Raw genomic sequence first — 12,074 nt, 5'->3', positions numbered from 1 at the left:
ATCTTGGGTGGTTGTTGCGATACTCCGGGTTGACGTTCCTTCGAGAGGGGCGGGCCTGGGATGGTGGATCTGTCGTTCGTGTGGCTGGAGATCACCGGTAGGTGCCAGTTGGAGTGCCGGCATTGTTACGCCGCCAGCGGTCCGTCCGGCGGGCACGGTTCAATGACTGCAGTGGACTGGCGGCGGGTGATCGACCAGGCGGTGGAGCTGGGCGTCGAGATGGTGCAGTTCATCGGTGGGGAACCGACTCTGCATCCAGATCTTCCAGATCTACTCAGGCATGCCCTGGCCGCCGGCTTGGAGGTGGAGGTGTTCTCCAACCTCGTGTATGTCACGCCGGCCATGTGGGAGCTGTTCGCCCAGCAGGGGGTGCGGTTGGCCTGCTCGTACTACTCCGATCAGGCCGGGCAGCACGCTGCGGTCACCGGTCGGGCCGGCTCGCACGCTCGTACTCGGGCCAACATCGGTGAGGCGGTGCGCCGGTCGATTCCACTGCGGGTAGGTGTGGTCGACCTGGGCGGTGGCCAGCGCGTGGAGGCTGCGGTTGCCGAGTTGCGTGGTCTGGGTGCGACAGAGGTGGGTGTGGACCGGCTCCGGCAGGTGGGCCGTGGGGTAGGCGGCGACGCCTTGGGTGTAGAGCAGTTGTGCGGCAACTGTGCGTCGGGTGTGTTGGCGGTCGGCGCCGACGGTGCGGTCTGGCCGTGCGTGTTCTCGCGCTGGCTGCCAGTCGGCAACGTCCGTGAGGCGAATCTCGCCTCGATCCTGACCGGCCAGGGTACGGCGCAGGTGCGGGCCGAGCTGAGGTCGGCCTTCGGGAAGCGGCCGAAGCCGTGCGGGCCGCAGTGCGCGCCAGCGCGGTGCCAGCCGACCTGTTCACCCTCGTGTAGTCCGTCGTGCAACCCCTGTGCGCCGGCGAAGCGGTGCTGGCCGTACTACCGCTGACCGGTCGGACCTAACCCTTCCAGGCGGCCGCGTTCCCGGCAGGTCACTGACTCTCCGGACATCCGTGGTGGGCTCGCGGTGACCGAGGTGGCTGGGTGATGCTGACAGTGTGAAGCACACACGGTGGCTACCGAATGAGGACCATTGGCCAGAGGACGACGCTGAGGACCACCGGCGGCGGCTGGCGTCGACGCTGCGTCGGGCCGCTGCCGCCCTGCGGGTTGAGCTGGTGGGTGAGTTCCGGTACGGATGGCGTAACCGATCGACCGGTGCACGGGTGGACGACGACGGCCACGACGGGTGGCTGCGGCTGGTCGGGGAACCTGTCAACGGAGAAGTCGGGGTGTTCTGGGACGGCAACGCCACCGCCTCGCAGCAGTTGGGCGGGCTGCGGCTGCCCCGGGTGTGGCGCAGTTGGGAGCACGCGGAGAGCGATCTACGGTTCCGCGCCGACCTGATGAGTCACGTCGACGAGCCGACGTGCAGCCGGACTGCGGCGCTGACTGCGGTGCCGGCGCTGAGCGAGATGTGGTGGATGCGACTTGGCGGCACCCTCTCCTTCCTGACTGAGGTCGAGACGGATCGGGTCGCGGTGGATAATGAGCGGCTCGCGTCCCGGATCCAAATCTGGGATGAGGCCTTGCCGGTCGATGTACATCAGTGGGTGCCCGCGCACGCGGACCTGCACTGGGCGCAGCTGACCAGTCCGGGCTGCTGGGTGCTGGACTGGGAAGGCTGGGGGTTGGCTCCGGCCGGGTTCGACGCGGCCAGCCTGTACCTGCACAGCCTGGCCGCACCACCTGTCGCGCGGCTGGTGCGCGCCCGGTATTTCGCTGAGCTGGACAGCCGTGACGGTATGCTCAGCCAGCTGTACATCGCCGGGCGAATGCTCGACCGAGGTGACCTCGACGGCCATCCGGCTGAGAGCGCCGTCTATGCGCACGTTGGCACAGTGCTGCGGGCGCTGGGCGCTGAGCCCGGCTCCTACCGGCATCTGCTGCGCTTGGTCAACGATCGGCGAGCAGGTGGTGCAGGAACCGGCCCGGGTCGGCCAGGAACGCTCGGGTGAGGGCGACCGGTTCGGCCTGGTCGTAGTCAACCGGGGCGATGGTGCCGGCGGCGTCGATTTGCAGGATCGTCGCGCCAGGGCTGGACAGCAGGATCGGCGAGTGGGTGGCGATGATGAACTGACTACCCTGGTCGACCAGGTCGGCGATGCGCAGCAGCAGGGCCAGGCAGCCGTGTACGGACAGCGCTGCCTCCGGTTCGTCAAGCAGGTAGAGCCCTTGCGGGCCGAAGCGATGATTGACCAGGTCGAGAAACGACTCCCCGTGCGAGCGCTCATGTGGGGAGACTCCGCCGTAGGCACCGAGCAGAGGTGGGGAGTCGGGGTCGGCGTCGAGGCGCTCGATCTCGGTGGCAACGTTGTAGTACGACTCGGCGCGCAGAAAGAACCCGGTGCGGGGCTTGCGGCCGGGGGCACGTTGCAGCACCAGGTGCTCGCCGAGCGGGGATTCGGTGGCGCGGGTGGTGAACCGGAAGGATGTGCCGCCGCCCTCAGGGTTAAACCCGGCGGCGACCGCGATTGCCTCGACCAGGGTGGATTTGCCGGTGCCGTTGTCACCGGCGAGCAGAGTCACCGGCGTGGGGAAATCGACGCCCTGATCAGCCAGCCTGGCCACAGCAGGGATGGTGTACGGCCATCGAGCCTGATCGGCCGGGGTCAGCGGCCGGGTCGGCAGGTAGGCGCGACGCACGAACATTTGTGATCACCTCCTGCCCGTAGGATCGCAGCCGTGCTCGATGAACTCGACGAAGACGCGCGGCGGCGACTCCAGCAGGCGATGCAGGCGCAGGTGAAACACCTGGTCGACGACCTGCGTAAGCGGCTCGCGGAGCCGGAGTCGCTGTCGTTGCGGGCCGAGCTGCTGCAGGAGTACGAGAAGGCGAAGAAGGCCGAGCGGCTGGCCGGCGCGTTCGAGGTGTGGCTGGAGGACGTGCTCGACCAGGCGGCGGTGGCCTGGGTGCTGGGTTGTGTCTTCGTCCGCTTCTGCGAGGACAACGAGCTGATCGACGGGCTGTGGATCGGCGGTGACGACCCGGCGGCCCCGGCCGAGACGGGCATGCAGCGGCGGCAGGCGTACCTGATCGAGGCCGAGCATTCGTTGCACAACGACCGGCACTGGCTGCGGGAAGCGTTCCGCTACCTGGGCAGGCTGCGCCCGACGGCGCAGATCTTCGACAAGCACAACCCGGTGTGGCGGTTCGACATCTCCGGCGCGGCCGCGGAGGGGCTGAGCAACTTCTTCCGTACGGGGGAGGGCCGGGTGTCGCTGCGCAGCGCGACCCTGGACACCCGCTTCCTCGGTGACCTCTACCAGGAGCTGTCGACGCACGCGAAGAAGACGTACGCGCTGTTGCAGACCCCGGTGTTCGTCGAGAAGTTCATCCTGGACCGGACGTTCGAGCCGGCGCTGAGCGAGTTCGGCCTGCCCGAGATGAAGGTGATCGACCCGACGTGCGGCTCCGGCCACTTCCTGCTCGGCGCGTTCGACCGGCTGGTGCGCGAGTGGCGCAAGCGGGAGCCGACCACCGACATCCGGGCCATCGTCGACCGGGCGCTCGGCCAGGTCACCGGCGTCGACATCAACGCCTTCGCGGTCGCCATCGCCCGCTTCCGGCTGCTGGTCGCCGCGATCAAGCTCGGCAAGTGGCACAAGCTCGAACGCTGCCCCGCCTTCCCGGTCCGCGTCGCCACCGGCGACTCCCTGCTGGAGTGGGGCCGCGCCTCCCGCGCACAAGGTGACCTGCTGGCAGCTCTTGAGGGGGAGCAGGTCTTCGCCTACGAGAGCGAAGACGACGAACTGCTCGCCGAGTATCTGGAGGTCGGCCAGTACACGGTGGTCGTCGGCAACCCGCCCTACATCACCGTCGCCGACCCGGCCCGCAACAAGCTCTACCGCAGCATCTACCCGAGCGTCTGCCACCGGCAGTACGCGCTGACGGTGCCCTTCGCGAAGCGCTTCTTCGACCTGGCGAAAAAATCCGACGAGTACGGCGAGGGCGCCGGCTTCGTCGGCCAGATCACCGGCAATGCCTTCATGAAGCGCGAATTCGGCAAGAAGCTGATCGAGGACTACTTCGCCCACGAGGTCGAGCTGAGCGAGGTCATCGACACCTCTGGTGCCTACATCCCCGGCCACGGCACGCCGACCGTCATCCTGATCGGCCGCACCAACGCCCGACGCCGCCTCCCGGTCGTCCGCGCTGTCCTCGGGGTGCGGGGGGAGCCGTCTGCCCCAGAGAACCCGGCTGACGGGCTCGTCTGGCAGGCAATCGTAGAGCAGATTGACCGCGAGGGGTCGACGTCGAGTTGGGTAACTGTTGCCAATTTGCCTCGTGACGAACTTGGCAAGTTCCCCTGGAGCCTAGCTGGAGGGGATGCAACGCAAACATTTGCGGCCTTGAATCAAATATTGATAACTCTCGATGAGCATGTCTCGCATATTGGTTACACTGGGCAGACAAATGCGGATTCGGCAATGCTGGCAGCTGCTTCTGTGATGTGCCGGTTTGGCATCGAGCCAGAGGTGCATCGTCAGGTTGTTGTTGGTGAGGTGGTCCGAGATTACATAATTGGTAGCAGTGATCATTCATATTTCCCCTATGATCTCGATGGTCTTCTAAATATCGAGGACTTCCCAAGTTTGTATCGGCGCCTATGGCTGGCGAAAACGACCCTGTGGGCTCGGCGAACTTTTGCAAAGACGTCGTACCGGGTTGAAGGTAGAAAGTGGTGGGAATGGCATCAGGTTGCACTACATCGCCTTCGGGAGCCGCTGTCAATTTCCTATGCCGAGGTGGCGACGCATAACCATTTCGTCTTGGATCGGGGTGGGAAGGTTTTCAAGCAGACGGCACCCGTAATCAAGTTGCCGGATGGTGCAACCGAGGAAGATTTCCTACGGTTGCTTGGGGTGCTTAACAGCTCGACTTCCTGTTTTTGGCTCAAGCAAGTGAGTCACAATAAAGGGAGTCAGGGTATTAATGAGGGTTTTAAGAGTCAAGAGTGGGAGAGATTCTATCAATTCAATGCTACAAAGCTCCAGCGCTTTCCGTTACCGGCGGAGTATCCGTTGGGGCGGGCGCGGGAGCTGGATGCGTTGGCGCAGCGGTTGGGTGAGCTGACTCCGGCGGCAGTGGCCGGGTCGGGGGTGCCGACTGTGGAGCGGCTGGCCCTGGCGCGTGCCGAGTACGACCTAGTCCGCGCGCGGATGATCGCACTCCAGGAGGAGCTGGACTGGGAGGTCTACCGGCTCTACGGGCTGATGGATGAGGACCTGACCCATCCGGACCCGCCAGGGCTGAGCCTCGGCGAGCGGGCGTTCGAGATCACCATGGTCCGGCAGGGTGTGGAGACGGCCTGGTTCGTGCGGCACGACTCCGTACCGGTGGACAAGCCCAGCCCCGACTGGCCAGCGGATTACCGCGACCTGGTCGAACGACGGATCGCTGCCACGGCTGGCAACCGGCACCTTCAGCTAATCGAGCGTCCGGAGTGCAAGCGACGCTGGTCCACCGATGGCTGGGACAAGATGCAGGCGGCGGCGCTGCGGGACTGGCTGCTGGAGCGGCTGGAGGCTCCCGAGCTGTGGGGCGGCACGCCGGAGCCGCTGTCGGTGGCACAGCTCGCCGACCGGGTGGCCGGCGACGCCGACTTCCAGCAGGTGTTGGCGCTGCTGCCGGAGTACGAGGGCGTGAGCTTGGTCGTCGCGCTCGACAAGTTGCTCACGACCGAGCATGTGCCGTTTCTGCCGAAGCAGCGCTACAAGCCGTCCGGGCTGCGCAAGCGGGTGTTGTGGGAGCAGACCTGGGAGAGGCAGCGGCGTGAGGACGCCGGGGAGACGGTCGAGATCGACGTGCCGCCGAAGTACACCTCGGCGGACTTCGTCCGGCCGTCGTACTGGCGGGCACGCGGCAAGCTCGACGTGCCGAAGGAGCGCTTCATCTCGTACCCGGAAATGGGTCGTGACACCGACTCCAGCCTGCTGCTCGGCTGGGCCGGCTGGGACCACCTGGCGCAGGCGCAGGCGCTGGCCACGGTGTACGTGAATCGGCGCAGTCAGGAGGCGTGGGAGGCGCACCGTCTGCTGCCGCTGCTCGCCGGCCTGCTGGAGCTGGAGCCGTGGCTACACCAGTGGTACGCCGCAGAACGGCCCGGCTATCCCGGCTCGCCGGCACAGTTCTACACCGACTTCATCGACACCGAGCTGTCCACCCTCAGCTCCGACCGCACCGCCCTGTCCCTGCTCCGCGGCCTCCCCGAGTAGGAGTCGGTACCGTCTGACCCTGTTGGACGGTGCCGGTGTCCGATAGGTTCGGCTGGTGCCGGGAGGGCGACGGAGCGGTGGTCGATGAGCGTTGACGATGTGAAGCGCACTGTCGAGCTGGGCAACGAAGCAGTCCGGCAAGGGTGTCAGATCCTTGAACAGGCGCTCGCCGAGGCTGCGGAAGCGGGTGCCCTGGCGCGGGCCACGATGCATGACAGCGCCCATGACGAGGTCGAGAAGGCAAAGGCGAAGCTGGACTCGTTGGAACGTGAGGTTGAGCTGGCGATCCGGCGGTTTGGCGCTGCTGTCCAGAACGCGAACGATTACGTAGCCAAGCTCTGATGTCCGGGACCCTCGGCGACGTCGTAGCGCGGCTCTACGCTGCGCGGGAGCGGCTGCTTGCCGCAGCCGTGACCGCCAACCGCGCACAGGCAGACGCCAACCAAGCCGCCGTGCACTACTCGGAAGCTGCTCGCGGAAGCACCGATCAGTCCATCAAGACCGCTATCGCCGAGGCGCAGATCGCTGGGGCGAAAGCCGATCGGGTCGCTGGCATCCTGAACGATATCTGCGATCATATCGTCAACTACGTCAACCATATTGCTCCAGGCGTGGCGCCTCCGTCTGACCCCAAAATCGATGTCTCAGGTGAACGTCTTGTGGCAGAGGCCGAGGGGGCGGGCAGCAGGGCCGACCGGTTCGCGCGTCGCTTCGTGCAGAAGGCCGACTCCGCTGAGGAACACCTGCAGAACGCGGAAAAGACGATGCAGACGGGGAAAGAAATTCTCGACCTGTTCAAGATCCAGCCGGGGTCGGAGAGTGCTACGACGGTAGCGCCGGAGCCGATCCCTGCTGATCGCCCGAGTGTGGACAATCCGGTGACTGCCGTGATCATGGCTGCCGGTGCCACTGCCGTAGTGGGTCGCGAAATGTGGAAAAAATACAAGAAACGCCGTGAAGGGAAGTAAATTATGAAGATTGAGCCTGACTTGGTCGAATATTTTCGCACGATGCTGAAGGGTGACTACGCCGAGAACGATCGCCTGGAAGCCCAGCTGAACACCAAGGGCTGGGGTGACTTCTCCACCCTGATGGGCATCGTCTTCTACTACGCCGTCAACCATCGCCTATCGGAGGTTGCTAGTGAAGCCGACATCGTGCAGTTCGTTGCCGAGTTGCGCGCGGCTGCTCCGGTAGATCCGCGCGAGATCGACGCAAACGCTGCGGAACGCCTGGTGAAGGCGGCACTCGACCCCGATGTCGAGTCCGACTTCGATCCTGAGATGGCCGGTAAGATCCAGAGCCTAACTATCATGCATGTGCTCGGTGAAGGTCGGGCTAGCAGTGACGATATCGATGCCATCCTCGCCAGCGCTGTCGATACCGCAAGTCGACTCTGATGGCGGTGCCGAGCTACTGATCGGACCGGGTTGCGTAGTTCTTTAGAGTAGTCCTGTAGGCGTGCTTGGATCTCTGCTGTCTTGCCAATTCGAGCTCATCTACGGTTTACAGGGCGTCGGTCTCGGTCTGATAGGTGGCCAGTGCGGTCGGCATCGGCAGTCCATACTTGTCACACAGGAAACGGGTTTGGCAGTACCGCTGGGCATCGGCGGCCACGCCGCCGAGGACTGTGGAATTCACCCCTGCACCGATGAGGACGCCCACGACGGGCACGGCCTTGGCGACGTTTTGAACTGGGACCCTGGCACCAGCCGGACCCAAATGCTGCAGCAACTTCTCAAGGGCGATCACGAGGCGATGGTCCGCGCGGAGCTTGGCTGACCAATTCACGCGTCCCTTCAGAGCGCTGGCCGCTCGTGCGGTGTCGCGCAGCGGCCCCACCTTGGCCGCCTGTGCCATGAAGGACCGGTGCACCAGGCGTTCGATAAAAGCTTGCTCCGAGGGGTCTTTGGCGTCGTAGCCGTAGGAGTACGCGATGCGCGACGCGATCGAGGTACTCAGCCTCGATCCACCGACGCGGTTGCCGCTAAATGTTGGTTGAACATTTCTGTATTGGGGTGGTGGGGCGGGCGTGAGGGAGTCGCCGATCACGTGATCGGCTTGCTCCGAGGGTGAGGGTTCGAGGTGGAACGGGGATTGTGGCCTGTGGTCGGGCCGCCTGGTTTCGGCTGGTGGGGTGTGGTCAGCCGGGTGCCGGCTGGACGGCGGTGAACAGGTTGTCGAACGCCGCCTGCCAGGGCCAGTACTCGGGCAGGTGTAGGTGGATGGTGCGGGCCCGGTGGGCGAGGCGGGCCGCGACGGTGATGATCCGGGTCCGGATGGTGGCGGGTCTGGCGGTCGACCAGGTGCCCGCGGCGAGGTGTCCGGCGGCGCGGGTGAGGTTGTGCGTGATCGCGGCGCAGGTCAGCCAGGCGTCGTTGGCGCTGAAGTGTCCGGAGGGCAGGTGGGCGAGGGGCCCGGTGATCAGGTCGGCGTTGACGTGCTCGATGATCGCGTGTTGCCGGTGCTGGGCTTCGGCCTGGACGAGGGTGTACGGGCTGTCGGTGAACACGGCGTGGTACCGGTAGGTCGGCAGGAGTTCGTCCTGGCCGGGGATCTGTTGCGGGTCGTCGCGGCGGACGCGGCGCACGATCAGCCGGGCGGTCGCCTCGTGTCGGGTGCCGGCGAACGCGGTGTACGTGGTTTCGGCGATCTGCGCGTCGGAGATCCACCGGCCGGCGTCTTCGTCCCAGACGGCCTGCGGATAGGTGATGTCGACCCACTGGTCGGCGGCGATGCCGTCGCACGCGGCGCGGATCTTCGGGTCGATGCGGCAGGTGACCGAGAACCGCACGCCACGACGCCGGCAGCCGCTGATCACCGTCTTGGCGTAGAACGCCGAGTCCGCTCGCACCATGATCTCCCCCGAAGCGCCGCATGCCCGGGCGGTCGTGATGGCCTCGGCGATCATGGTGGCGGCGCCCCGGGCCGAGCCGGCGTTACCCGACCGCAGCCTCGTGGCGGCGATCACCGGCGCGGACAGCGGGGTGGACAGCGTCGCGACCAGGGGGTTGTAGCCGCGCAGGTAGACGTTGTAGCCGCCGACCTTGGCGTGGCCGAACCCGATGCCCTGCTTCTGCTTGCCGTACACCCGCCGCAGCATGGAGTCGATGTCCACGAAGCACAGGGTGTCGGCGCCGGTCAGGATCGGTGCCCGGCCGGTCAGACCGATCAGGGTGTCGCGGGCGGCGGCCTGTAACTGCCGTACGTGCCCGTGGGTGAACGTACGCAGGAACGACCCGAGTGTCGACGGCGCGTACACGCCGCCGAACAGCGACCGCATGCCGCCGTGCCGGGCGATGTCGAGGTCGTCGATGCTGTCCGCGCCCGCGAGCATCCCGGCCACGATCGTGGCGACCTTGCCGGCCGGGTTCGCGCCCTTGTCCGTCGGTAGCCTGACCCGGTCTGCGACCGCGTCGTGCAGACCGGCCTGCTCGGCAAGGCGCATCACCGGAACGAGACCGGCACACGACACCAGATTCGGATCGTCGAACGTCGCGCGCACCACCGGCGCGTCCTGGCGTATTCTCACCTGCGAGGTGCCCTCTCGAACCGAGTGATAGAAGCGTCAGAACTCCTATCCTTCCAGTTCAGAGGGCACTTTCTGTAGCCGGGGTCCTGCCGGTCAAACCTTCATCGGTGGATCGAGGCTTAGCGGGGCCGACCGCATTTGATTCGAGACTCGAAGTAGCCTATGCTTCGAGGCTCGAAGTAACATGGTGGGGCCGGTGGCCCGGAGAGGTACGTCCTGATGCACTCGTTTGCCGGAACCACTGCGCTGATCACCGGGGCCTCGAAGGGCATTGGGGAGGCGTACGCACGGGAACTCGCGTCCCGCGGAGCCGCCCTCGTCCTCGTCGCCCGCTCGACCGAAGCGCTGGAGAAGCTCGCCGCGACACTGCGGCAGACCCACCAGTCCCAGATCGTCGTACTCGCCGCTGATCTGTCCGACCGCGCCGCGCCGCGTGCCATCGTCGATGCCCTCGCCGAGCAGCGTGTCGAGATCGACCTGCTGATCAACAACGCAGGCATGGGAGCGGTCGGCCCGTTCCTGACCCGCCCGTTGGCTCCGAACGTCGACTCGGTCGAGCTCAACATCACCGCACTCATGGGCCTCGTGCACAGCATCGGAGGCCACATGCTGGAGCGTGGCCACGGCGGCATCATCAACGTGTCCTCGGTGGCCGGCTTCCAACCCATGCCGTTCCAGGCCAGCTACGCCGCGACCAAGGCGTTCGTGCTGTCGTTCACCGAAGCCCTCGCCGAGGAACTGCACGACACCGCAGTACGGGTGATGGCGGTGCATCCCGGACCTGTCGCGACCGGGTTCTTCGACGGGACCACCGCAAAGATGCACACCAGAGCCGTCTCGCCCGAGCGCATCGCGGCGAAGTCGCTCGACGATTTCGCGCGTGGCAAAGAGATCTCATTCCCCGGCGGTCTGTCCGATCGCGCCATCGCGTTCGCCTCCCGCGTCCTGAGCCGCAAGCGGGCGGCGCGCCTGAGTGGCAACCTCAACCGCAGGGCGGGGTTCGACCGCGTCGGCGACGTCGACACCCCGGCAGCCGCCTGACCCCGCCCGACCTCGCCGCGTGGCGTTCAGAGTTGGCCGAGATCGACTTCAACGGAGAAGGGCGCGGTCAGTTTTACGACGCCGGTGAAGATCTCGCCATCGCGGTAGCGCCCAGTCGCCGGGTCAAGAACGTACGTGTAGACCAGCGGTGCGCCAGTGGCGGCCTGCTCGACCCGCCAGTAGAACTGGATGCCAACCCTGGCGTACTGGTCAGCCTTGACGATCCGGTCGGTCGTTTCCGATCCGGGAGAGACCACCTCGACCACCAGCAGCACATGCTCGGGGCGGGTCGGGGTGACGTCGATGGTGTCCGCCCGGTAAACCGTCACATCGGGACGACGGTTGTTCAGCGGCACGTCCTGGAGCCGAACATCGAAGTCGGTGTCAGCGTTCCAATCCGGCCCGGCGGCACCATCCAGAGCGTTCGCCAGCAGCCTGGCCAGGCGATTGTGCCGCTTGGAGGCACTCGGACTCACGAGCACCATCCCATCCACGATCTCAATGCCCGCACACTGCTCTTCTGTCCACGTCGCGTACTGCTCGGCCGTGACCTGTTCGTGCATCCAAGCCGGCGCGACCATCTCGACAGTCATCCGCGCCTCCTGACCGGCGATCGGCTACCACCTCAAGATACCGCCGGCTCTGTCGATGAGCAGGCTGCCAGACCTTTTGGGTCGATTTGCCGCAACTAGGATTTCTGTCCGTGTCATCGGTGTGACCGGCCGGCCTGACGCTGGGTGCGGGCTCGCCCCGCCGGGGGGGACCGGGCCGGCTTGACCGAGATGAAGCGCCGGCCCTGGCTGGCAGGGCCGGCGCTTCGACGGTGTCCGGCGGGGTGGGTGGCTGGGTCAGTGGTGGTGCCTGGCCAACGCGACGAAGGAGTGCCAAGCGGAGGCGTCGAAGGTCAGCGTGCCGCCGTCGCGGTCCTTGGTGTCCCGGACCAGGACCCGGCCGGGCAGGTTGTCGGCCACCTCGACACAGTTGCTCACGCCACCCGATTTGGTGGATTTGCGCCATGAAGGGTTAGTTGTGTTCATCAATCAACCTTAGAATCAGGTCTCGGCTCTGGGTAGTCGATAACGAGAGATCGTTGATCGCCTCCCACGCCCATTCCAGTTCGATGACGTCGGCGGTTGTGGTCGCCATCCTGCCGCGTAGCTGGTCGTCCAGGTACGCGATCCGGCTGCCGTCACTCAGCCTCGATCCACCGATGAAGGTTTGACCGGCAG

12 protein-coding genes are annotated in these 12,074 nt (G+C 65.9%); 7 read left to right on the top strand and 5 right to left on the bottom strand.

Annotated features, from left to right (window positions below; genetic code table 11):
• The first annotated feature begins 60 nt into the window (after positions 1 to 60).
• Together EDC02_RS22965 and EDC02_RS22960 are read left to right on the top strand one after the other, a co-directional pair.
• Positions 61 to 942: a radical SAM/SPASM domain-containing protein gene (locus EDC02_RS22965; RefSeq protein ID WP_123603739.1), complete on the top strand. Its 882-nt coding sequence runs from the start codon at positions 61 to 63 to the stop codon at positions 940 to 942.
• A 109-nt stretch (positions 943 to 1,051) separates the two neighbouring features.
• Positions 1,052 to 2,011 (top strand): hypothetical protein, encoded by a 960-nt coding sequence (locus EDC02_RS22960; RefSeq protein ID WP_199757738.1) that lies wholly within the window; start codon positions 1,052 to 1,054, stop codon positions 2,009 to 2,011.
• On the opposite strand, the gene EDC02_RS22955 is transcribed toward EDC02_RS22960, so the two are convergent.
• Positions 1,950 to 2,705: an AAA family ATPase gene (locus EDC02_RS22955; protein WP_123603738.1), complete on the bottom strand. Its 756-nt coding sequence runs from the start codon at positions 2,703 to 2,705 to the stop codon at positions 1,950 to 1,952. The genes EDC02_RS22960 and EDC02_RS22955 overlap by 62 nt on opposite strands.
• Positions 2,706 to 2,738: 33 nt before the next feature.
• Here EDC02_RS22955 and pglX point away from each other — a divergent pair, with 33 nt between their 5' ends.
• The 4 genes from pglX (at position 2,739) to EDC02_RS22935 (ending at position 7,672) form a co-directional block, all read left to right on the top strand.
• A complete protein-coding gene (pglX, locus tag EDC02_RS22950; protein ID WP_233606237.1) occupies positions 2,739 to 6,272 on the top strand; it encodes a BREX-2 system adenine-specific DNA-methyltransferase PglX in 3,534 nt (1,177 codons plus the stop codon).
• An 84-nt stretch (positions 6,273 to 6,356) separates the two neighbouring features.
• The gene (locus EDC02_RS22945; protein WP_123603737.1) at positions 6,357 to 6,614 is read left to right on the top strand and encodes a hypothetical protein; all 258 of its coding nucleotides are present in this window, start codon (positions 6,357 to 6,359) and stop codon (positions 6,612 to 6,614) included.
• Entirely contained in the window at positions 6,614 to 7,240 is a 627-nt protein-coding gene (locus EDC02_RS22940) for a hypothetical protein (protein ID WP_123603736.1), read from the top strand. The genes EDC02_RS22945 and EDC02_RS22940 overlap by 1 nt, the downstream gene beginning before the upstream one ends.
• A gap of 3 nt (positions 7,241 to 7,243) precedes the next feature.
• Positions 7,244 to 7,672, top strand: coding sequence for a hypothetical protein (locus EDC02_RS22935; protein WP_233606236.1), 429 nt, complete (start codon positions 7,244 to 7,246; stop codon positions 7,670 to 7,672).
• 106 nt (positions 7,673 to 7,778) lie between these two features.
• Here the strand turns inward: EDC02_RS22935 and EDC02_RS22930 are convergent, their stop codons facing one another.
• Positions 7,779 to 8,324, bottom strand: a complete 546-nt coding sequence (locus EDC02_RS22930; RefSeq protein ID WP_199757737.1) for an EcsC family protein — start codon at positions 8,322 to 8,324, stop codon at positions 7,779 to 7,781.
• Positions 8,325 to 8,415: 91 nt separating this feature from the next.
• Positions 8,416 to 9,804 (bottom strand): IS1380 family transposase, encoded by a 1,389-nt coding sequence (locus EDC02_RS22925; RefSeq protein WP_199757464.1) that lies wholly within the window; start codon positions 9,802 to 9,804, stop codon positions 8,416 to 8,418.
• 219 nt (positions 9,805 to 10,023) lie between these two features.
• Between EDC02_RS22925 and EDC02_RS22920 the strand changes: the two genes are divergently transcribed.
• Entirely contained in the window at positions 10,024 to 10,845 is an 822-nt protein-coding gene (locus EDC02_RS22920) for an SDR family oxidoreductase (protein ID WP_123603735.1), read from the top strand.
• Positions 10,846 to 10,871: 26 nt separating this feature from the next.
• Here the strand turns inward: EDC02_RS22920 and EDC02_RS22915 are convergent, their stop codons facing one another.
• A complete protein-coding gene (locus tag EDC02_RS22915; RefSeq protein ID WP_123603734.1) occupies positions 10,872 to 11,438 on the bottom strand; it encodes a Uma2 family endonuclease in 567 nt (188 codons plus the stop codon).
• A gap of 255 nt (positions 11,439 to 11,693) precedes the next feature.
• Positions 11,694 to 11,882 (bottom strand): DUF397 domain-containing protein, encoded by a 189-nt coding sequence (locus EDC02_RS22910; protein ID WP_123603733.1) that lies wholly within the window; start codon positions 11,880 to 11,882, stop codon positions 11,694 to 11,696.
• Positions 11,883 to 12,074: the final 192 nt, after the last annotated feature.

Origin of the sequence: Micromonospora sp. Llam0 (genome assembly GCF_003751085.1) — a bacterium.
In the GTDB taxonomy this organism is placed as follows: Bacteria; Actinomycetota; Actinomycetes; order Mycobacteriales; family Micromonosporaceae; genus Micromonospora_E.
The sequence above is the reverse complement of the archived record's forward strand: the minus strand, read 5'-3'. Positions and strand labels throughout refer to the sequence as shown.